Origin of the sequence: Rhodobacter sp. NSM (assembly GCF_052244495.1) — a bacterium.
Classification (GTDB): Bacteria; Pseudomonadota; Alphaproteobacteria; order Rhodobacterales; family Rhodobacteraceae; genus Cereibacter_A.
The window spans coordinates 270,645-290,585 of record NZ_JBQPXH010000004.1; the positions used below are offsets into that span (position 1 = coordinate 270,645).

At 67.6% G+C, this 19,941-nt stretch carries 17 protein-coding genes and 1 other RNA gene; 7 read left to right on the top strand and 11 right to left on the bottom strand.

Features of this window, described 5'->3' with window-relative positions; genetic code table 11:
* Nucleotides 1–13: 13 nt before the first annotated feature.
* Nucleotides 14–1,621 carry a cytochrome-c oxidase, cbb3-type subunit I gene (gene ccoN, locus ACTVZP_RS10955; protein ID WP_443212190.1) on the bottom strand — a complete coding sequence of 536 codons (1,608 nt, stop codon included), beginning with the start codon at nucleotides 1,619–1,621 and terminating at the stop codon, nucleotides 14–16.
* A 194-nt stretch (nucleotides 1,622–1,815) separates the two neighbouring features.
* Between ccoN and ACTVZP_RS10960 the strand changes: the two genes are divergently transcribed.
* A complete protein-coding gene (locus ACTVZP_RS10960) occupies nucleotides 1,816–2,664 on the top strand; it encodes a universal stress protein (protein ID WP_443212191.1) in 849 nt (282 codons plus the stop codon).
* Nucleotides 2,665–2,712: 48 nt separating this feature from the next.
* Here ACTVZP_RS10960 and fnrL read toward each other — a convergent pair whose 3' ends face one another.
* On the bottom strand, nucleotides 2,713–3,459 hold the full coding sequence (fnrL, locus tag ACTVZP_RS10965; RefSeq protein ID WP_443212192.1) for a transcriptional regulator FnrL: 747 nt from the start codon (nucleotides 3,457–3,459) through the stop codon (nucleotides 2,713–2,715).
* 61 nt (nucleotides 3,460–3,520) lie between these two features.
* Here fnrL and hemN point away from each other — a divergent pair, with 61 nt between their 5' ends.
* Entirely contained in the window at nucleotides 3,521–4,873 is a 1,353-nt protein-coding gene (gene hemN / locus ACTVZP_RS10970; RefSeq protein ID WP_443212193.1) for an oxygen-independent coproporphyrinogen III oxidase, read from the top strand.
* Nucleotides 4,874–4,948: 75 nt separating this feature from the next.
* Here hemN and ACTVZP_RS10975 read toward each other — a convergent pair whose 3' ends face one another.
* The 6 genes from ACTVZP_RS10975 to ACTVZP_RS11000 all read right to left on the bottom strand — a co-directional run bounded on the left by ACTVZP_RS10975 (nucleotide 4,949) and on the right by ACTVZP_RS11000 (nucleotide 12,670).
* Nucleotides 4,949–6,175 carry a glycosyltransferase gene (locus ACTVZP_RS10975; protein WP_443212194.1) on the bottom strand — a complete coding sequence of 409 codons (1,227 nt, stop codon included), beginning with the start codon at nucleotides 6,173–6,175 and terminating at the stop codon, nucleotides 4,949–4,951.
* An 8-nt stretch (nucleotides 6,176–6,183) separates the two neighbouring features.
* A complete protein-coding gene (locus tag ACTVZP_RS10980) occupies nucleotides 6,184–7,824 on the bottom strand; it encodes an ABC transporter ATP-binding protein (protein ID WP_443212195.1) in 1,641 nt (546 codons plus the stop codon).
* On the bottom strand, nucleotides 7,821–8,927 hold the full coding sequence (locus tag ACTVZP_RS10985) for an ABC transporter permease (RefSeq protein WP_443212196.1): 1,107 nt from the start codon (nucleotides 8,925–8,927) through the stop codon (nucleotides 7,821–7,823). The genes ACTVZP_RS10980 and ACTVZP_RS10985 overlap by 4 nt, the downstream gene beginning before the upstream one ends.
* 1 nt (nucleotide 8,928) lies before the next feature.
* The gene (locus ACTVZP_RS10990) at nucleotides 8,929–10,017 is read right to left on the bottom strand and encodes a microcin C ABC transporter permease YejB (protein WP_443212197.1); all 1,089 of its coding nucleotides are present in this window, start codon (nucleotides 10,015–10,017) and stop codon (nucleotides 8,929–8,931) included.
* A gap of 16 nt (nucleotides 10,018–10,033) precedes the next feature.
* Nucleotides 10,034–11,971, bottom strand: coding sequence for an extracellular solute-binding protein (locus tag ACTVZP_RS10995; RefSeq protein WP_443212198.1), 1,938 nt, complete (start codon nucleotides 11,969–11,971; stop codon nucleotides 10,034–10,036).
* A 174-nt stretch (nucleotides 11,972–12,145) separates the two neighbouring features.
* Nucleotides 12,146–12,670, bottom strand: coding sequence for a c-type cytochrome (locus ACTVZP_RS11000; RefSeq protein WP_443212199.1), 525 nt, complete (start codon nucleotides 12,668–12,670; stop codon nucleotides 12,146–12,148).
* 120 nt (nucleotides 12,671–12,790) lie between these two features.
* Between ACTVZP_RS11000 and ACTVZP_RS11005 the strand changes: the two genes are divergently transcribed.
* Nucleotides 12,791–13,624, top strand: a complete 834-nt coding sequence (locus ACTVZP_RS11005; RefSeq protein WP_443212200.1) for a prephenate dehydratase — start codon at nucleotides 12,791–12,793, stop codon at nucleotides 13,622–13,624.
* A gap of 174 nt (nucleotides 13,625–13,798) precedes the next feature.
* On the opposite strand, the gene ACTVZP_RS11010 is transcribed toward ACTVZP_RS11005, so the two are convergent.
* Entirely contained in the window at nucleotides 13,799–14,293 is a 495-nt protein-coding gene (locus ACTVZP_RS11010; protein ID WP_443212201.1) for an SRPBCC family protein, read from the bottom strand.
* 38 nt (nucleotides 14,294–14,331) lie between these two features.
* Entirely contained in the window at nucleotides 14,332–15,285 is a 954-nt protein-coding gene (gene nudC / locus ACTVZP_RS11015) for an NAD(+) diphosphatase (RefSeq protein WP_443212202.1), read from the bottom strand.
* A 180-nt stretch (nucleotides 15,286–15,465) separates the two neighbouring features.
* On the opposite strand from nudC, the gene ffs reads away from it, so the two are divergent.
* The 4 genes from ffs (at nucleotide 15,466) to recR (ending at nucleotide 18,449) form a co-directional block, all read left to right on the top strand.
* Nucleotides 15,466–15,564, top strand: an RNA gene (gene ffs / locus ACTVZP_RS11020) — signal recognition particle sRNA small type.
* A 178-nt stretch (nucleotides 15,565–15,742) separates the two neighbouring features.
* Entirely contained in the window at nucleotides 15,743–17,491 is a 1,749-nt protein-coding gene (locus tag ACTVZP_RS11025; protein WP_443212203.1) for a DNA polymerase III subunit gamma/tau, read from the top strand.
* 12 nt (nucleotides 17,492–17,503) lie between these two features.
* On the top strand, nucleotides 17,504–17,848 hold the full coding sequence (locus ACTVZP_RS11030; protein WP_443212204.1) for a YbaB/EbfC family nucleoid-associated protein: 345 nt from the start codon (nucleotides 17,504–17,506) through the stop codon (nucleotides 17,846–17,848).
* Between the two features lies 1 nt (nucleotide 17,849).
* The gene (gene recR / locus ACTVZP_RS11035; protein ID WP_443212205.1) at nucleotides 17,850–18,449 is read left to right on the top strand and encodes a recombination mediator RecR; all 600 of its coding nucleotides are present in this window, start codon (nucleotides 17,850–17,852) and stop codon (nucleotides 18,447–18,449) included.
* Nucleotides 18,450–18,526: 77 nt separating this feature from the next.
* Here recR and opgC read toward each other — a convergent pair whose 3' ends face one another.
* Nucleotides 18,527–19,747 carry an OpgC domain-containing protein gene (gene opgC / locus ACTVZP_RS11040; RefSeq protein WP_443212206.1) on the bottom strand — a complete coding sequence of 407 codons (1,221 nt, stop codon included), beginning with the start codon at nucleotides 19,745–19,747 and terminating at the stop codon, nucleotides 18,527–18,529.
* Nucleotides 19,748–19,941 lie beyond the last annotated feature (194 nt).

The following is a 19,941-nucleotide window of genomic DNA, read 5'->3' on the forward strand; positions in this document are numbered from 1 at the left end:
GTCGTCCCCTTCGTCACTCAGCGGGAACGGCCGTGGCGCGCGACACCCGTTCGGGTGCGGTCGTCACGGTTTTCCACAGGTTGTAGCACATGATCAGCGCACCGGTCAGGTAGAGCACCCCGCCCAGGCCGCGGACCACGTTCATAGGGAACTTGGCGGCCACGGTGTCGGCGAAGGCGTTCACGAGGAAGCCGTTCGCGTCGACTTCACGCCACATCAGCCCTTCCATGATGCCCGAGACCCACATCGCCGAGGCGTAGAGCACGATGCCGATGGTGGCGAGCCAGAAGTGCCAGGACACGAGGCTGAGGCTGTAGAGCCGTTCCTTGTTCCAGAGCTTCGGCGTGAGGAAGTAGAGCGCGCCGAAGGTGATCATGCCGTTCCATCCGAGCGCGCCGGAGTGGACGTGGCCGATGGTCCAGTCGGTGTAGTGGCTGAGCGAGTTGACGGCCTTGATCGACATCATCGGGCCCTCGAAGGTCGACATGCCGTAGAAGCCGATCGAGACGACCATCATGCGGATGATCGGGTCGGTGCGGAGCTTGTCCCAGGCGCCCGAAAGCGTCATGAGGCCGTTGATCATGCCGCCCCAGGACGGCATCCAGAGCATGATCGAGAACACCATGCCGAGGGTCGAGGTCCAGGTCGGCAGCGCCGTGTAGTGCAGGTGGTGCGGACCGGCCCAGATGTAGAGGAAGATCAGCGCCCAGAAGTGCACGATCGACAGCTTGTAGCTGTAGACGGGACGCTCGGCCTGCTTCGGCACGAAGTAGTACATCATGCCGAGGAAGCCGGCGGTCAGGAAGAAGCCCACGGCGTTGTGGCCGTACCACCACTGCACCATCGCATCCTGCACGCCCGAGAAGACCTGCACGGACTTCGAGCCGAAGAACGAGACCGGGATCGAGAGGTTGTTGAAGATGTGGAGCATCGCCACGGTGACGATGAAGGCAAGGTAGAACCAGTTGGCCACGTAGATGTGGGGTTCCTTGCGCTTGATGATCGTCCCCAGGAAGGCCGCGAGATAGCAGACCCAGACGATGGTCAGCCACCAGTCGAGATACCATTCCGGCTCGGCATATTCCTTCGACTGCGTGGCGCCGAGCAGGTAGCTCGAAGCGGCCAGCACGATGAAGAGGTTGTAGCCCCAGAAGACGAACCAGCCGAGGTTGCCGCCCCAGAGACGCGCCGCCGAGGTGCGCTGCACGACGTAGAAGCTCGTCGCGATCAGGGCGTTGCCGCCGAAGGCGAAGATCACCGCCGAGGTGTGCAGCGGCCGGAGTCGGCCGAAGTTCAGGTAGCCCTGCGCCCATTCGAAGTTGAGTGCCGGGAAGGCCAGCTGGAAGGCGATGAAGACCGCCACGAGGAAGCCCACGACGCCCCAGAAGGCCGTGGCCACCACGCCGTAGCGGATGACCCCGTCCATGTATTCGGTCTGCAGCGCGGGCTTCGGACGGATCTCGTCCCCGACCCGGCGCACCTGCCAGAGGAAAAGGCCGCCGGCCACCAGCATGACCGTCACGGCATTCGCCATGTATGCAAGGTCGCGCGCGTAGTTGGCTGCGATCGCGGCACACAGCGCGATCACGCCAAGCGCGACCAGTTTAACGTAATCCCACATCTTGCGTCCCTTCGTCTTCGCTAGGCCGACTCCCCCGGCCGATGCTAATCGACAGGCCGTGTGTGGCGGCGTGTCGCGGAATCTGCCTTGATCCATGTCAATGGTTTCGGTCCTGATACTTGATCAGCATCAAGGAACAAAGCCCCAATCGATCACACATTCGGGGCGGAAGCTCATCGGCTGGAGATTGTGAAATGGCCTACAAATCCTTGCTGACCGTGGCCACTTCGCCGGAACGGATCGAGCCGGCGATCACGGTTGCGGCGCGCCTCGCGCTCAGCGCGGACGCGCATCTGGACGTGCTGGCGCTCGGCATCGACGGGACCCAGGTGGCCTACTACAACATGGGCGGCACGGCGGTCGTGCTGCAGATGGCGCTGGAACGCGCCGAGCAGGAAGCGCAGGCCGTCGAGAAGGCTGCCATCGCCGCGCTGGCGGGGCAGCCCGCGATGCTGCGCTCGTCGGTCGAGACGGCCGTGGCGCAGATGGGCGGACTCGCCGGCCTCGTCGCACTGCGCTCGCGCTTCGCCGACCTCGTGGTGCTGTCGCGACCCTACGGCAAGGGCCGGGGCGCAGAAACCGAAGCGGTGGTCGAGGCTTCGCTCTTCGAGGGGCAGGCTCCGGTCATTGTCGTTCCCGACGACCCGGCGCTCAGCGAGAGTTTCGGACATCGGGTCGTGATCGCCTGGGACCAGAGTCGCGAGGCCCTGACGGCAGTGCGCAAGGCGATGCCCTTCCTGCTTCACGCCGACAACGTGGACATCGTGATCGTGGATCCGGCGGCGCACGGCGCGGAACGGTCCGATCCGGGCGGGGCGCTTTGCCAGATGCTGGTGCGCCACGGCGTCCGCGCCGAGGTCTCGGTGCTGGCGAAGACGCTGCCACGGATCTCGGACGTGATCGCGCGCCACGTGCGCGATCAGAATGCCGACATGCTGGTCATGGGCGCCTATGGACACTCGCGGTTCCGCGAGGCGATCCTCGGAGGCGCGACCCGGGACATGCTGGAACTGGCCGAAGTGCCGGTCCTCATGGCGCACTGACGCTCACGGTAGCGCCACCTCGCCCGCCCTCAGGGGCGGGCGCCTTCGTCAGACCGGCAGGCCGCCGTCGCTGTCGTCGCCCGCCTCTTCCAGAAGCCGGGCAAAATCGTTCACGATGACATGCCGCTTGCCCTCGAGCGAGATGACGCCGTCGCGCTTCAGCGCGGAGACCTGGCGGCTCACCGTCTCGAGCGTCAGGCCGAGGTAGTCGGCCATCTCCTCCCGCGTCAGCGGCAGGTCGAAGGTCAACGGACCCTTGGCATCCCGCAGCTTCAGCGCGGCGTCGCGGCGCGCAATGATGGCCAGCAGGCTCGCGATCTTCTCGCGGGCTGTCTTCCGGCCGAGAAGCAGCATCCATTCCCGCGCCGCATCGAGTTCGTCCAGCGTCATCTCGAGCAGCCGCTGCCCCACGTGGGGCGTCTTCTGCATCATGTCCTCGAAGGGCTTGCGGCGGAAGCAGCACATCAGCAGGTCCGTGGTGGCCGTGACGTCATAGGCCACGGTCTGGCGGCCCGGACGGCCGACGAAATCCGACGGCAGCAGCAGGCCGACCATCTGGCGGCGGCCATCTTCCATCGTCTGGGTCAGCGTCGCGATCCCGGTCACGACGGAGGCCACGAAATCCATCTTGTCCCCCGACCAGATCACCGTCTGGCCCGCCTGGTAGCTGCGGTAGTACTTGATCTGCTCGAGAGTCGCGAGTTCATCAGAGTCACAGCGCGCGCAGACGGCACGGTGACGAATCGGGCAATCGCCGCAGCGGTGCAGGAGGGTTGGGACTTCGTGCAGCGTCATGCCGTTTCCCCGCTTGATCTGTATCAAAGCAATAGACGACTTTCGAGCCTAGCGAAAGTCGATGGAGTCGGTTTCTCAACTTGCAAAACTCGGGCTCTTTGACGCGCGGGTTGCACGCTATACGAGCTATCCGACCGCCCCGAACTTCGGCGCAGGGGTGACGGAGCACCTTCATGCAGAATGGATCTCGTCCATTCCCGCCGGAAGTTCAATATCATTATACTTACATATCCCTTTTTGCCGCCGGTTGTGCTGGTTCTGCGCCTGCCGCACGCAGGGCACGAGTTCGGACGCACCCGTGCGCGCTTTTGTCGCGGTGCTGAAATCCGAAATTGCCCTGATGCAGGCACGCCTTGCACCGGGCGTGCGCCTTTCCCGAATGTACTGGGGTGGCGGAACCCCTACCCTGCTCCCGCCCGACCTGATCCGGGAACTGCTGCTCGCCATTCGGGATGCGGTGCCATCGTCGCCTTCCACCGAGTTTTCGGTCGAGATTGACCCGAACGAGATCGATGCGGCGCGTCTGGACGCGCTCTTCGAGGGCGGCATGACGCGCGTCTCCATCGGGGTGCAGGACTTCGACCCCGAGATCCAGAAGGCGATCGGCCGCGAACAGAGCTTCGAGCTGACCCGGCGACTCGTCGACGACCTTCGCCGGCGAGGGCTGCAGGGCCTTGATGCCGACATCCTCTATGGCCTTCCGCATCAGACGAGGCAGACGGTCGCCGACTCCGTGCAGAAGCTGCTGTCGCTTTCGCCGGACCGGCTGGCGGTCCTGGGGTATGCGCATGTACCCGCGCTCTCGCGCCGCCAACTGATGATCCCGACCGATTCGATTCCCCGCCCGGAAGAACGGCTGCACCTGTTCGAGACCGCGCGCGACCTTATCCTGTGGGACGGCTACCAGCCCGTGGGCATCGACCACTTTGCCCGTGCGGGCGATCCGCTCGCGCATGCGCGCGCCTGCGGGCGCCTGCGCCGGTCGTTTCAGGGCTATACCGACGACCGCTCCGACGTGTTGATCGGCCTCGGCGCCTCGGCCATCTCGCGGTTTCCCCAAGGGTTCAGCCAGAACGCGCCCAGCACGACCGACCACATCCGCGCGATCCGGTCAGGGCGCTTCTCGACCTCTCGCGGGCACGTCCTCAGCGACGAGGACCGCCTGCGGGGCCGCATGATCGAGCAGCTCCTCTGCGACTTCCGCATCAGCCGCGCGCAGATCCTTGCGCGCTTCTGCATCCGGCCGGAACGGCTCGAGGCGCTCTTCCTCCAATGCGCGACCAGCTTTCCCGGTGTCGTGCAGATTACCGGCCACGGGCTCGAGATCACCGACGCCGGCCGCCCCCTTGCCCGCATGATCGCCCGCAGCTTCGACGCCTACGACCAGAGCGGGAAGACGCAGGGCGCCCTCTGACCCACCTGCGCGGCGCAGGAATGGCGGGCGCCAAACGCGCCCGGCAGCGCAAATGAAGGACGGGACAGCGCCGGTTCAGGCCACCGGGCCGTGACGTTCCACGAAATCCACCAGCCGGGGCAGGCAGACCGAGCGCAGGTCGTAGCGGCTGCGGATCGTTTCGCGCGCGGCCTTGCGCAGGGGGCGGAACCGCTCCGGCTCGGCCAGTGCGCGGATGATCGTGTCCGACCAGCCCTTCACGTCGAAGAAGTCCACGAGAAGCCCGTTGCGCCCGTCCTCGATCAGTTCCTCGACCGGCGCGGTGCGCGAGCCGATGACCAGCGCACCCGCCGACATGGCCTCGAGCATCGACCAGGAGAGGACGAAGGGATAGGTGAGGTAGGCATGGGCGCGGCTCACCTGCATCAGCGCCTTGAACCGGTCATAGGGCACGCGACCGACGAAATGCACACGCGAGAGATCAAGCCGGCCGTCCAGTTCGTCGAGGAATCTCTGCTTCCAGCTGCCCTCGGACGGCTCGGGGCCATAGCTGACGCCTTCGGCCCCCACCAGCACCACCTGGGCGGCCGGGCGCGTGGCCAGCACCTCGGGCAGGGACCGCAGGAAGACGTGATAGCCGCGGTAGGGCTCGAGGTTGCGGTTGACGAAGGTCAGGACCTCGTCGCCCGGCCGCAGCACCCGCCCATCGGGCAGGGTGAAGGTCGCCGCCGGGTCGGGGGCCACCGCCTCGGTGTCCACGCCGTCATGGATCACCTCGATCTGGCGGCGCAGCACGGGGGGATAGGTCGAGGCCTGCCATTCCGTCGGCGACAGCCCGGCATCGGCATGCAGAAGCGCCTGGGCCAGATGGGCGGCCCGGCTCTGCGCGATCATCACCGCGTCGAAGCCGCGCCGGTCGAACTCCCGGTCAAAGCCCACGTCCTGACCGATGCCGCGATAGTAGAACTCGGCATAGATCAGCAGCTTCGCCTCGGGCCAGACTTCCTTGAGAAAGAGCGTCTCGCCCCAGCCGGAATGGCCGAAGATCACGTCCGGCCGGTGGCCGCGCTGGTCGCGCAACTGCAGCGCCGCCCGGGCCACGGTCACGCCCCGGTCGCTCGTCTGCGTGAAGTTCCGCGCGAGCCGCGTCGCCTGCGGATCGGGTGCCGGCGCCTCGTGCCGGTAGCGCACGACCGGGATCGGCGACTCCCGCCGATTGCCGCCGTCGGTGAGCGCCAGGCATTCGTGGCCTCGACGCTGAAGCTCGGGCGCGAGATACAGGAACTGGCCGGGAAAGTTCTGGTGGACGAACAGGATCTTCATGTCACTCGTCAGACGGCTTGTGGCACCGACCCTCCGAAGGCTGCGGCGAGCAGGGTGCGGGTGTAGTCGGTCGTCGGTCGCTCGAAGAGCGACACGCCATCGCCGGCTTCGATCACATCGCCCTCCTTCATCACGATCACCTTGTGGGCGAGAGCGCGCACCACCCGGAGGTCGTGGCTGATGAAGAGATAGGCGAGACCCCACTTGCGCTGCAGGTCACGCAGCAGGTCGACGATCTGGACCTGCACCGTCATGTCGAGCGCGCTGGTGGGCTCGTCCAGCACCACGAACTTCGGGCGCAGGATCATGGCGCGGGCGATGGCGATGCGCTGACGCTGCCCGCCCGAGAACTCGTGCGGATAGCGCCCCATGGCCGCCGGGTCGAGGCCGACCTCGGTCATGATCTCGGCCACCATCTCGCGGCGGTTGCGGCCCTTCTCGACCCCGTGGACGCCGAGCCCTTCGGCGATGATCTGCTCGACCGTCATCCGGGGCGATAGGCTGCCGTAGGGGTCCTGGAACACGATCTGCATGTCGCGGCGCAGGTCGCGCAGCGCGCGGGCCCGGCGGGTGTGGATCTCCTGCCCGAGGAAGAGGACCGGTCCTTCCGACTCGATCAGCCGCAGGATGCCGAGCGCGAGCGTCGTCTTGCCCGAGCCGCTTTCGCCCACCACGCCCAGCGTCTCGCCCTTGCGGATCGAGAGGCTCGCACCGTTTACCGCCTTCACATGGCCCACGGTGCGCCGCAACAGGCCGCGCTGGATCGGAAACCAGATCTTCAGCCCCTCCGTCCTCAGGATCTCGGCCGCACCCTCCGGCACCGGATCGGGTCGGCCCGTCGGCTCGGCCGCGAGCAGCTTCTGCGTATAGGGATGCTGCGGCGCGCGGAAGATCTGCTCGGCCGGGCCCTGCTCGACGATCTCGCCGCCCTGCATGACGCAGACCCGGTCGGCAATCCGGCGTACCACGCCGAGATCATGGGTGATGAAGAGAAGGCTGAGGCTCTCGTCGCGCTTGAGATCCGCCAGAAGGTCCAGGATCTGCGCCTGTATCGTCACGTCGAGCGCCGTCGTCGGCTCGTCGGCGATCAGCAGATCGGGGCCGTTGGCCAGCGCCATGGCGATCATCACCCGCTGCCGCTGCCCGCCCGAGAGCTGGTGCGGATAGGCGCCGAGACGGCTCTCCGGGTCGCGGATGCCGACCTTGGTCAGAAGCTCGACGATCCGCGCGCGTGCCTTCTCGCCGGTGATGCCCTGGTGAAGGGCGAGGCTCTCGCCGATCTGGCGCTCGATCGTATGCAGCGGATTGAGCGATGTCATCGGCTCCTGGAAGATGAAGCTGATGTCGTTGCCGCGCACCTGCCGGAGTTGAGCGGCCGGTGCGCCCACCATCTCGCGCCCCTCATAGAGAACCGAGCCCGCCACCTCGGCACTGTCCGGCAGCAGCGAGACGGTCGAGAGCGCCGTGACCGACTTGCCTGATCCGCTCTCGCCCACCAGCGCCACGGTCTCGCCACGCCCGACCGAGAAGGACACGCCCTTCACCGCCTCGACCACGCGCCCGTCCTGCCGGAAGCGCACCACCAGATCCCTGACCTCGAGCACGGGCGAGGCCGGACCCTCGGGCCGTTCGGTCGTCGGCGCCTTCATTGAAAGGTCTTCCTGGGGTCGAAGGCGTCGCGCACGCCCTCGAAGATGAACACCATGAGTGAGAGCATGATCGCGAAGGCGAAAAAGGCGGTGAAGCCGAGCCAGGGCGCCTGCAGGTTCTGCTTGGCCTGGAGCGTCAGCTCTCCCAGCGAGGGGGCCGAGGACGGCAGGCCGAAGCCCAAGAAATCGAGCGCGGCGAGGCTGCCGATGGTGCCGGTGATGATGAAGGGCAGCATGGTCAGCGTGGCCACCATCGCGTTGGGCAGGACGTGGCGGAACATGATCACGAGGTCCGAGACACCGAGCGCGCGGGCAGCCCGGACGTATTCGAAGTTCCGCGCGCGCAGGAACTCGGCCCTGACGACGCCGATCAGGCTCGTCCAGCCGAAGAGCACCATGAGGCCCACGAGCAGCCAGAAATCCATCTGCCAGATCGCCGCCACGATGATGATGATGTAGAGCGAGGGGGTGGAGCCCCAGAGTTCGATCAGGCGCTGGAAGATCAGGTCGGTGAGGCCGCCGAAATAGCCCTGCACCGCGCCCGCGGCGATGCCGATGACCGAGGTGAGGAAGGTCACGATCAGCGCGAAGGCCACCGACAGGCGGAAGCCGTAGATCACGCGGGCCAGCACGTCGCGCGCGGTGTCGTCGGTGCCGAGCCAGTGGTCGGCATCTGGCGGAGAGGGCGCGGCACGGCCGATGTCGTTGATCGTGTCGTAGCTGTAGGGGATGGGCGGCCAGAGGATCCAGCCCGCCTCGACCGGCTCGCCCTCGACACTGCCGGTCTCGACCTCGGCGATGATCGCCTCCGGATCGTCGAAACAGGCCTCGAGCCCGCCCGACCGGATCAGGCAGCGCACCTCGGGATCGCGGTAGGCGGCCTCGGTCTGGAAGTCGCCGCCGAAGACCGTCTCGGGATAGAAATGCGTGATCGGCGTGTAGAGGCTGCCCCTGTAGTTGACGAGCAGCGGCTTGTCGTTGGCGAGCAGTTCGGCAAAGAGCGACAGGCCGAAGAGCACGGCAAAGACGAAGAGCGAGACATAGGCGCGGCGGTTCGCCTTGAAGTTCCGCCAGCGACGCTGGTTGAGCGGGGAGAGCGCCATCTCAGCCCCTTGTCCCGAAGTCGATGCGCGGGTCGATCCAGACATACATCAGGTCGGAGAGGATCCCCATGACGAGGCCGAGGAGGCCGAAGACGAAGAGCGTGCCGAAGATCACCGGATAGTCGCGCGCCACCGCCGCCTCGAAGCCGAGCCGGCCGAGCCCGTCGAGCGAGAAGATGGTCTCGATGATCAGGCTGCCGCCGAAGAAGACCGAGACGAAGACCGACGGGAAGCTTGCGATCACGATCAGCATGGCATTGCGGAAGACATGGCCGTAGAGCACGCGCCGCTCGGCCAGCCCCTTCGCGCGCGCCGTCATCACGTATTGCTTGCGGATCTCGTCGAGGAACGAGTTCTTCGTCAGCAGCGTCAGCGTCGCGAAGGCCGAGATGGTCGAGGCGAGGACCGGCAGGGTGATGTGCCAGAAGTAGTCCACGACCTTGCCCCCGAGCGACAGGCTCTCCCAGTTGTCGGAAGTGAGTCCCCGAAGCGGGAACCACTGCCAGTAGGAGCCGCCCGCGAAGAGCACGAGAAGCAGGATCGCGAAGAGGAAGCCCGGGATCGCATAGGCCACGATGATGGCGCCGCTGGTCCAGGTGTCGAAGGACGAGCCGTCCTTCACCGCCTTGCGAATGCCCAAGGGGATCGAGACAAGATAGGCGATCAGCGTGGACCAGAGGCCGAGCGTGATCGAGACCGGCATCTTCTCCAGCACCAGATCCACGACCGAGATCGAGCGGAAGTAGCTCTCGCCGAAGTCGAAGCGAAGATAGTTCCACATCATGTCGAGGAAGCGTTCCAGCGGCGGCTTGTCGAAGCCGAACTGCCGCTCGAGCTGCGCGATGAACTCGGGGGGCAACCCGCGCGAGCCGACGTAGCGCTCGTCCGCCTGCGTGGTGGGGGCGGTCGAGGTGCCGGCGTCGCCGCCGCCCGCTACGGTCTGGAACACGTCGCCCTGCCCTTCGAGCCGGGCGAGCACCTGCTCGATCGGGCCGCCGGGCACGAACTGGGTCAGGACGAAGTTGATGACCATGATGCCGAACAGCGTCGGCACGATCAGCAGGATTCGCCGGAGGATGTAGGCTCCCATGGGGGGAATGCGGCCCTTACTGTCTCAACGCGCCAGTATCGCGAAGCGCCTGCGCCTTCTCGGCGTTGAACCACCAGAAGTCCAGTTCTCCCAGCGCATAGGGTGGCAGCGTCTCGGGATGCTCGAACATGTCGTAATAGGCGACGGTGTAGTTCGCGTTGAACCACTGCGGCACCCAGAACCGCTGGAGCCGAAGCACCCGGTCCAGCGCCTTGGTGGCCACTTCCAGCTCCTCCGACGAGTTGGCCGCCAGCACCTTCTCGATCATCCGGTCCACCGCCGGGTCCTTCAGGCCCATCATGTTGAAGCTCGAGACATCGGCCGTCTCCGATCCGTAATACTGCTTCAGCTCGGACCCCGAGATGTAGTTGGTGCGCGCGTTGCCGGTGGTGATGTCGAAGTCGTAGCTCGGCGGACGGGTGCGGCTCTCCATCTGCGCATTGTCCACCCGCGTCATCATGGCGTCGATGCCAAGCGCCCGCAGGTTCTCGACAAAGGGGCTGATGACGCGGTCGAAGGTCTGGCTGTCGTTCAGGAACTCGACGCGCAGCACCTCTCCCGCCGCGTTGCGCCGCAGCCCGTCGGATCCGACCGGCCAGCCTGCCTCGTCGAGCAGCTTGCTCGCGGCGCGCAGGTTCCTCCGGTCAAGCTGCCGCTCGCCCGAGGTGGGCGGGCTGACCGGCGGGTCGGTGAGGATCGATTGCGGCAGCAGCCCCTCGTCCACCAGCGGCTTCAGAAGGGCGACCTCGGCCTCGGACGGCGCGCCCTCGGCCTCGAGATAGCTGTTCTCCCAGAAGGACTGGACGCGACTGTAGAGACCGTAGAACAGCGTCTTGTTCGACCATTCGAAGTTGAACATGAGGTTCAGCGCCTCGCGCACCCTCGGGTCCTGGAACTTCTCGCGCCGCAGGTTGAGCATCCAGCCCTGCCCGCTGGCCTTGGTGCCCTGCGGCAGCTCGACCTTCTTCACCGCCCCGCTGGTGATGGCGGGGAAGTCGTAGCCAGTCGCCCAGAGGATCGAGGAGGCCTCGTTGCGGAAGGTATAGCTGCCTCCCTTGAAGCCCTCGAAGGCCGCGTTGTAGTCCGCGTAGTATTCGATGCGGATCGTGTCGAAGTTGCCCGTCCCGCGGGCGATCGGCAGATCCTTGCCCCAGTAGTCGGGGTTGCGTCGGTAGACGACCGTCCGGCCGACCTGCATGCGGCTCTCGTCCAGCATGTAGGCGCCCGAGCCGAGGAAGGGCTTCAGGCTGCCCTCCTCGAGGTCGAGGCCCTCGCGCTCGTACTGCGCCTTGGACAGGACCGGCAGGCCGCCCACGTCCTGCGGCAGGTCGCGCGTCGGGATGCCCGGCTTGAAGGTGAACTTGACGCGGTGTTCATCGAGCGCCTCGGCGCTTTCGACCTGCTGGGCGAAGACGGTGCGGAAGTCCGTCAGCCCCTTGGTCACGAAGGTCTCGTAGGAGAAGACCACGTCCTCGGCCGTCACCGGCGTTCCGTCCGAAAACCGCGCCTCGGGACGGAGGTTGAAGATCACCCAGCTCCGGTCTTCGGGATATTCCAGCGTCTCGCAGAGAAGGCAGTAGGCCGCACCGATCTCGTCCGCCGTCCCGGTGAGGATCGACTCGTACATGACCGAGGACAAGGCGGCGGCCCGGCCCTTCACCGAATAGGGGTTCATCGAGTCGAACCCGCCGAAGGCCCATTCCGAGATCTCGCCCCCCTTTGGCGCGTCCGGGTTCACGTAGTCGAGATGGGCAAAATCCGCCGGATACTTCAGGTCGCCGAAGGTCGAGATCCCGTGCGAGGTGATGATCTTCTGCTCGTCCTGCGCCCGTGCCGGAAGGGCGGCCGCGACGGCGGCGAGGATGCCCAATCCACCGAGAAGCCATGACCGCACGTCGGGAAGTCCAGAGGCTGCGACCCTGCCCTGCGCCGTGCGCGCCGTGACTCCACCCATACCGTTCTCCCTGCCTCGTGCCGTGTCGCGGGCCCGGCGCCGCTCGCGTCATGCTACGGCGCAACCCGCGACCTCCTCAAGTTGCGATTGCGTTACAGGATCATGGCTCCGGCCGCAAAAATGCGCGAGGGCCGCCCGATCGGACGGCCCTCTGAAACCGGATCGGCCACCCTGTTACTGGAGCGAGGCCAGATAGGCGACCACATTGGCGCGGTCCTGCTCCTTGGGAAGGCCCGCGAAGGTCATCTTGGTGCCGGGCACGTGCCCCTTGGGGTTCTCGATGAAGGCCCCCAGTTCGTCCAGCGTCCAGTTCGGAGCCTCACCGGCATGCGCGACCATCGCATCCGAATAGGCGAAGCCGTCGACAGAGGCCACCCCGCGGTCGACCACGCCGTCGAGATGCGGCCCGGTCGCGTTCGAGCCGTCGACCTTGTGACAGGCGGCGCATTTCGCAAAGACCTTCTGCCCCGCCGCCGCATCGGCCGCGGCGACGAGTTCCGCGAACGGCACCGCCTCGGCTGCGGGCTCTTCCGCCTCGGCATCGCTGCCCGTGTCGATCACGTAGGCCTGCGTCACGTCCTCGCCATGACCCTCCCCGGAGGTGTAGAGCCCGCCAGCCGCCCAGGATCCCAGAAGGAACACCAGGAGCGCGCCGCAACCGGCGCCGACCGCCTTCGTCAGGGTCATCGTGTCGAACATGTCGCATTTACCTCGGTTTGGGTCCGCCGGACATGTATCCGCTTCTTCCCCTTGCTTTCAAGGTGTAGTAGCGCCGCCGGACGCGGGGACAACCTGTTTTTGATCGCGGAGACCCAAGCCATGACCGGCCGAATCGCCTTCCAGGGAGAGCCCGGAGCCTATTCGCACGAGGCCTGCCGCCAGGCACGACCGGCCATGGAGGCCGTGCCCTGCCGGACCTTCGAGGACGCGATCGAGCTCGTCCGTTCGGGCGAAGCCGAGCTTGCAATGCTGCCGGTCGAGAACTCGACCTATGGCCGGGTGGCCGATATCCACTCGCTGCTGCCGGGCTCCGGCCTCCGGATCATCGACGAGGCCTTCGTGCGCGTGCACATCAACCTGCTCGCCGTCCGGGGTACGCCGATCGAGCGGATCGAGCGCGCGATGAGCCACACGGTCCTTCTCGGCCAGTGCCGGACCTTCCTGCGTCAGCACGGGATCCGTCCGACCACGGGGGCGGATACCGCCGGCTCGGCGCGGCTCGTGGCCGAGACGGGCGAGCCGCCGCTTGCCGCCCTTGCGTCGGAACTCGCGGGCGAGATCTACGGGCTCGACGTCGTGGCGCGCCACATCGAGGACCAGTCGAACAACACCACGCGGTTCCTCGTCATGTCGCGCGAGGCGGACTGGACGCGCCGCGGCCCCGGCAAGATGGTGACGACCTTCACCTTCCGCGTGCGCAACATCCCGGCCGCGCTCTACAAGGCGCTCGGCGGCTTCGCCACCAACGGGATCAACATGACCAAGCTGGAAAGCTACATGGTCGGCGGATCCTTCACGGCGACCGAGTTCTACGCCGACATCGAGGGCCATCCCGAGGATGCCAACGTGGCGCTGGCGCTCGACGAGCTGCGCTACTTCACCAGCCAGTCCGAGATCCTCGGCGTCTATCCGGCAGACCCCGGCAGGGGCTGAGGTCGCGCCCGGCCGGAGCGTCGCGAATGCCCTGTTCCTGCGGTCCGCCCATCCGGCGGCAAGTGCCTCGGGTCCCTGCAGGCTTGCGCACCTTGCGGCGAGCACCTCGGTGCTCACGGCAGGCTGCGCCCGGCTCGGGTGATCGGCATGCGCCCCGCGCGGGCCGGCTCTGGCTCAGGCCTCGGGATCCTGCGGCTCGGCCTTGCGGCGGGCCTTCCAGCGATCCTCGATGTCGGCCGCGAAGCTCGCGATCCGCTTGTCGTATTTCTCCTGCAGCTTGCCCTTGGCGAGCCGAAGCGTCTGCATGAAGACGCGCGCCGTCATGGTCTGCGGCTTCACCTCCGACACTACCGAGACACGGGTCCGCCGCGGCGCGAGCTCGACGAAATCGAGCGTCAGGTCGGCCTTCATGGAATGGCCCGTCGCCTGGAACAGCAGCCGCTGGCCCGGTTCGACACCCGCGAGGCGCATGTCCACCTCACGCGGCTTGCCCTGGTAGCCGAAGCGGATCAGCCACGCCATGCCCGGCCCCTCGGCCGGCGTGCCCTCGAGCCGCTGGACCTCGACGCCGCGCCGCTGGGCCGCACGCTCCCAGTTGCCGAAATCCGCAAGCTGCTTCCAGACGAAATTGATCGGCGCCTCGACGTCTTCCTTGGTGCTCAGCCGCATGACCTGTCCCTACAAGCGTCCCGGCCCGCCTTTTCGCGTCAATCCAGCCGGTCCGCAAGCCAGTTGGCGATCAGGAAATGCGCGATGGCGCCCTTCCGCGCGGGTTTGACCTCGGGGTGATGCCCGGCCATCACGCGCACCATCTCCTCGCGCGAGATCCAGCGGGCCTGCTCGAGCTCGGCCGGGTCAAGCGTGATCTCCTCGGTCAGAGCGATGCCGTGGCAGCCCAGCATCAGCGAGGCCGGGAAGGGCCAGGGCTGGCTCGCGAGGTAGCGGACCGCGCCGACGGTCACGCCCGCCTCCTCCATCACCTCGCGGCGGACGGCGGCCTCGATCGTCTCGCCCGGTTCGACGAAACCCGCGAGGCAGGAGTACATCCCCTCCGGCCAGCCGGGCGAGCGGCCGACGAGGGCGCGGTTGCCATGGGTGATCAGCATGATGACGACCGGATCCGTGCGGGGAAAGTGCTGCGCGCCGCAGGCGGTGCAGCGCCGGTGCCAGCCGCCCTCTGACGGCGCGGAGGGCGCTCCGCAGGCCGAGCAGAAGCGGTGGCTGCGGTGCCACTGCACCAGCGCCTTCGCCGTCGCAGCCAACTCCGCCTCCCGCGGCGAAAGCCGGAGCATGACGCCACGCAGTTCGCCGAATCCCAGCGCCCCGGGCAGCGCCGGATGGCTCTGGAACGAGGGATCGAAGAAGCCCGCCTGCACCGCCTCGGCACCGGCTTCGGGCGACCAGTGCGAGATGTCGGCCGCGAAGCGCGGCTCGCCGTCGTCGAGCCCGAGAAAGACCGGCTCCTCGGATCCCGCCAGCACCGGATGGCCCGCAGCGAGCCAGCCCAGCTGCCCGTCATCGGCGCAGAGCGGGCGGCCGCGCCAGACGGGGAGGATGCGGCCCTCAGCGAGCTTCGCCGCAAGCCCCTCGGCATCGCAGCGGAGGCGCCCGGCCCGGTCGAGCCCCGAGCCCCCGAAGGTCACCGTCTCCGCGATCCGCATTCCGCCTCTCCCGCAAGCCGGGCCTCGCTGTGCCCGCCGACCGTCATGCCATGCCGGACAAGGGCGGCCAAGGGGCCCGCGCAGACGTTGCCGCCCGAAGAGGCCGGACCATCGGCCGCGGGCACCTGCGCCGCCTGCGCGGGCGCTTGCAAAGGCGGGCGTCCCGGCCTATATCGACCGCGAGAGGTTGGCGCGGGCAGGCGCCTCGCCAACCCGGTCAGGTCCGGAAGGAAGCAGCCGTAACGAGCCCCGTCTGGGTCGATGTCCAGCCTCTCACCTCCCCGCATCGATCCTGCATGCCGACCGCCGTCCCGACGCGCATGCCCCTGGCCGGCCGGCCGGCGTCGGTCGCTGGAGGGCAGAGGCTGAATGCCTGAAGGAGAGGACCGCCCTTCGGGTGGACGCCGCTTCTCCCCCGCCCTAATCTCGATGCCGACCCCGAATCCGCCGAGGCCCGATGTCCGACACACCCGAGCAAGGCTATCAGGTCCTTGCCCGCAAATACCGCCCGCAGACCTTCGCCGACCTGATCGGACAGGAGGCGATGGTGCGCACGCTGAAGAATGCCTTCGCGGCGGACCGGATCGCCCATGCCTTCGTGATGACCGGCGTGCGGGGCGTGGGCAAGACGACGACGGCGCGGATCATCGCCAAGGGCCTCAACTGCGTGGGCCCTGACGGGACGGGCGGCCCGACCACCGAGCCCTGCGGGGTCTGCGAGGCCTGCCGGGCCATCGCCGAGGGCCGCCATGTCGACGTGATGGAGATGGACGCGGCCTCGCGCACCGGCGTGGGCGACATCCGCGAGATCATCGACTCGGTCCACTACCGGGCGGCCTCGGCGCGCTACAAGATCTACATCATCGACGAGGTCCACATGCTCTCGACCAGCGCGTTCAACGCGCTGCTCAAGACGCTCGAGGAACCGCCCGCCCATGTGAAGTTCATCTTCGCCACAACCGAGATCCGCAAGGTGCCGGTCACGGTGCTGTCGCGCTGCCAGCGGTTCGACCTGAAGCGGATCGAGCCCGAGGTGATGATGGCCCATCTGGAGAAGGTGGCCGGGAAGGAGGGCGCGCGCCTCACGCGCGACGCCATGGCGCTCATCACCCGCGCGGCCGAGGGCTCGGTGCGTGACGCGATGAGCCTGATGGACCAGGCCATCGCCCACGGAGCGGGCGAGACGACCGCCGATCAGGTGCGCGCCATGCTGGGGCTGGCCGACCGCGGCCGGGTGCTCGATCTCTTCGATCTGGTGATGAAGGGCGATGCCGCGGGCGCGCTGGCCGAGCTTTCCGGCCAGTATGCCGACGGGGCCGACCCCATGGCCGTGCTGCGCGATCTGGCCGAGATCACGCACTGGATCTCGATCGTCAAGATCAGCCCCGCGGCCGCCGAGGATCCGACCACGCCGCCCGACGAACGCACGCGGGGCCTCGAAATGGCCGAGCGGCTGCCGATGCGGGTGCTGACGCGCATGTGGCAGATGCTGCTGAAGGCCATCGAGGAAGTCTCGCTTGCGCCCAATGCCATGATGGCGGCCGAGATGGCCGTGATCCGCCTGACCCATGTGGCGGATCTCCCCGATCCCGAGGCGCTGATCCGCAGGCTCCAGTCCGAGCCGCGGCCCGCGGGTCCTGTGGGAGGAGGCGGACAGGCAGCCGCTCCCGGCAACGGTGCCGCGCCGATGGCGCGCATGCAGGCCGCCGCACCGCGGGCTTCGGCCCATGCGCCGCAGGCCTCGGGGGCGGCCACCGCCATGGCACTCGCGCCCGGCGCCGTCCTTTGCCAGAGCTTCGAGCAGATGGTCGAGCTGATCCGCCAGAAGCGCGACATGAAGCTGCTCTACGAGGTCGAGACCGGCGTGCGGCTCGTCCGCTTCGCGCCCGGCCGGATCGAGTTCGAGCCCGCGCCCGACGCCGCCCCCGACCTCGCCGCCCGTCTCTCGCAGCGGCTGCAGGGCTGGACCGGCGCGCGTTGGGGGATCTCGGTCGTCTCGGGCGGCGGCTCGCCGACGCTTGCCGAAGAGCGCGACAAGGGGCGCCTTGAAGAAGAGGCGCGCGCACTGGAAAACCCGCTCGTCCAGGCGGTGATGGCCGCCTTCCCGGGCGCGCGGATCGCCGAGATCCGCAAGCTCGAGGAACAGGCCGCGGCCGAGGCACTGCCCGAGGTCGAGGACGAGTGGGACCCGTTCGAGGACAATTGAGAGGAGCAACGAATGCTGAAGGGTTTGGGCGGTCTTGGCGACATGGCCAAGATGATGAAGGCCGCGCAGGGATTCCAGGAGAAGATGGCGCAGCTTCAGGAGGATCTGGGCAACGTCACGGTCACCGGCGAGTCCGGCGCGGGGCTCGTGAAGGCCACGGCCACGGCGAAGGGCGAGCTGACCGGCATCGAGATCGACCCGTCGATCTTCGTCGCCTCCGAGAAGGAAGTGGTCGAGGACCTGATCCTTGCCGCGATCAAGGATGCACAGTCGAAGGCCTCCGACCGCGCCAAGGAAGAGATGGGCAAGCTGACCGAGGGTCTCGGCCTTCCGCCGGGCATGAAGCTGCCCTTCTGACATGGCCGAGGCCCCGGGCGACATCGAGCGGCTGATCGAGCTGATGGCGCGGCTTCCGGGCCTCGGGCCCCGCTCGGCGCGCCGGGCGGTTCTTCTCATGCTGAAGAAGCGGGGGGCCGTCATGGCCCCCCTCGCGCAGGCAATGGCCGAGGTCGCCGCCACGGCGCGCGACTGCCTGCGCTGCGGCAACATCACGAGCACCGACCTCTGCGACATCTGCCGCGACGAGCGCCGCGCCTCGGGTGAGCTCTGCGTGGTCGAGGACGTGGCCGACCTCTGGGCGCTGGAGCGCGCAGGCGCCTTCCGCGGCCGCTATCACGTGCTGGGCGGGGTCCTGTCGGCGCTGGATTCGGTCGGGCCCGAGGAACTGCGCATTCCCCGCCTCGTCGAGCGGGTGCGCGAGGAAGGCACGACCGAGGTGATCCTTGCCCTCAACGCCACCGTCGACGGCCAGACGACCGCCCATTACATCGCCGATGTGCTGGAGCCCACGGGCGTGCAGGTCACGTCGCTCGCGCAGGGCGTGCCGATCGGGGGCGAGCTCGACTATCTCGACGACGGCACCATCGGGGCCGCGCTCCGCGCGCGCCGGAGGTTCTGACCTCTCCGGCCGCGGAGGCGTCCGACGTCACGGGATGCAACGCCCCCGGCCGGATGCAGGGGCACGGAGCCCTCGCCTCATCCGGTGGCAGGGACGAGGCGCGACACCGTCCGGTCGACAGGCCGCTGCATCCAGCGCATCACGCGCTGGAACGCGGTCGCGATGCTGCCCCAGACCCTGCTCGTGTCCTCGGTCACCGGCGTCATGAGGCGCAGGAAGATCCAGCTCTGCCCGAGCATGATCGTGAAGAACAGAAGGGCGAGCGGCAGGCCACCGCCCAGTGCCGGCACGGTCTCGGGCGCGAGGTAGAGCAGGATGTTCCCGAAGGAGAAGGTGAAGAGGCTCGTCCGGCCGAGGAAGAGCACCGGCTTTCCCCAGCGCCGGCCCAGCCGGTCGAAGAGCAGCACCGCCAGCAGGACTTCGACCAGCGTCGCCGCGAGGCCGATGCTCGCGTAGATCGGGTGGTTGTCGTTGCGCAGGCTCATGTCGGCGATGGCTGAAACCGTCTCGTAGGGCGCCTGCCAGTTCCACATCAGACCGGACGCGAGAACCGTCAGCCCCAGCATCAACCCGAGGATCGCGCCCCCGAGACGGCGCTCCTCGCCGTCCGCGGCCAGCAGGAGGCGCACACCGCGCCCCAGCACCATGCCTGCCGCCACCAGCGCCAGCCCATGCAGCACCGACGGCCCACCCGCCTGATTGCTGCCGCCGTAGAGGAAGCTCGCGGGCTTCACGAGATAGTCGCGCCCGAAAAGCATCGGCGGCTCCGGCAGTTGCGACAGCAGCGGAAAGGCCGCCGGCACGGCCAGCGCGATGGCGAGCATCGCGCCGAGACCGTAGGAGAGCCTCAGCCGAAGCAGCAACGGCGCCGCCAGAAGCGCCAGCGCGTAGAACTTCAGGATGTCGGCATAGGGCGTGATCCCCAGCATCAGCAGGCAGCGGATCGTGTAGCCGATGGATTGCCCGCCCGAGACGTGGAGCGCGATCACCGTCAGCGCATAGAGCAGGTAGCACTGGAGCGCGCGCGTCCAGAGCTGCCGCGTGGCGGCCTCTGCGCCTCCGGAAGCGAAACGCGGGGCGTAGACGATCTCGAGCATGGCGCCGAAGAGGCAGATGAAGGTCACGGGTGCGGTCTGCATCGCAAAGCGCGTGAAGGTCGCCGCCGGTCCCTGCCAGGCGTGAAAGACCTCGAACTCGATCAGGGTGTGGCTGAGCATCGCAAGCATGATGGCAAGCGAGCGGGTGACGTCGACGCCATTGATGCGTGGCGCGGCGGATCGGATAGACTTCGGCGGCATGGTCGGTCCTGCAGTGGAGGCGACTGCACGACCGTCAGACGGAGGCAGCCCCCAGGGCGGGAAGGGCGAATGGCAGCAAGCGACACGAACTAATAAAAATGACGACCGCTTGTGGCGGCCGCCCGAATACTCCCCAGTCGGGAGATATTGTTCAATCCTGAAGTGCGCTGCGCCGCAGAAACGGCGGGAGGCCG

What these genes read in the sequence shown, in the direction of transcription:
- ccoN (WP_443212190.1), bottom strand. Translation starts at nt 1,621, where the DNA reads ATGTGGGATTACGTTAAACTGGTCGCGCTTGGCGTGATCGCGCTGTGT.
- ACTVZP_RS10960 (WP_443212191.1), top strand. Translation starts at nt 1,816, where the DNA reads ATGGCCTACAAATCCTTGCTGACCGTGGCCACTTCGCCGGAACGGATC.
- fnrL (WP_443212192.1), bottom strand. Translation starts at nt 3,459, where the DNA reads ATGACGCTGCACGAAGTCCCAACCCTCCTGCACCGCTGCGGCGATTGC.
- hemN (WP_443212193.1), top strand. Translation starts at nt 3,521, where the DNA reads ATGGAGTCGGTTTCTCAACTTGCAAAACTCGGGCTCTTTGACGCGCGG.
- ACTVZP_RS10975 (WP_443212194.1), bottom strand. Translation starts at nt 6,175, where the DNA reads ATGAAGATCCTGTTCGTCCACCAGAACTTTCCCGGCCAGTTCCTGTAT.
- ACTVZP_RS10980 (WP_443212195.1), bottom strand. Translation starts at nt 7,824, where the DNA reads ATGAAGGCGCCGACGACCGAACGGCCCGAGGGTCCGGCCTCGCCCGTG.
- ACTVZP_RS10985 (WP_443212196.1), bottom strand. Translation starts at nt 8,927, where the DNA reads ATGGCGCTCTCCCCGCTCAACCAGCGTCGCTGGCGGAACTTCAAGGCG.
- ACTVZP_RS10990 (WP_443212197.1), bottom strand. Translation starts at nt 10,017, where the DNA reads ATGGGAGCCTACATCCTCCGGCGAATCCTGCTGATCGTGCCGACGCTG.
- ACTVZP_RS10995 (WP_443212198.1), bottom strand. Translation starts at nt 11,971, where the DNA reads ATGGGTGGAGTCACGGCGCGCACGGCGCAGGGCAGGGTCGCAGCCTCT.
- ACTVZP_RS11000 (WP_443212199.1), bottom strand. Translation starts at nt 12,670, where the DNA reads ATGTTCGACACGATGACCCTGACGAAGGCGGTCGGCGCCGGTTGCGGC.
- ACTVZP_RS11005 (WP_443212200.1), top strand. Translation starts at nt 12,791, where the DNA reads ATGACCGGCCGAATCGCCTTCCAGGGAGAGCCCGGAGCCTATTCGCAC.
- ACTVZP_RS11010 (WP_443212201.1), bottom strand. Translation starts at nt 14,293, where the DNA reads ATGCGGCTGAGCACCAAGGAAGACGTCGAGGCGCCGATCAATTTCGTC.
- nudC (WP_443212202.1), bottom strand. Translation starts at nt 15,285, where the DNA reads ATGCGGATCGCGGAGACGGTGACCTTCGGGGGCTCGGGGCTCGACCGG.
- ACTVZP_RS11025 (WP_443212203.1), top strand. Translation starts at nt 15,743, where the DNA reads ATGTCCGACACACCCGAGCAAGGCTATCAGGTCCTTGCCCGCAAATAC.
- ACTVZP_RS11030 (WP_443212204.1), top strand. Translation starts at nt 17,504, where the DNA reads ATGCTGAAGGGTTTGGGCGGTCTTGGCGACATGGCCAAGATGATGAAG.
- recR (WP_443212205.1), top strand. Translation starts at nt 17,850, where the DNA reads ATGGCCGAGGCCCCGGGCGACATCGAGCGGCTGATCGAGCTGATGGCG.
- opgC (WP_443212206.1), bottom strand. Translation starts at nt 19,747, where the DNA reads ATGCCGCCGAAGTCTATCCGATCCGCCGCGCCACGCATCAATGGCGTC.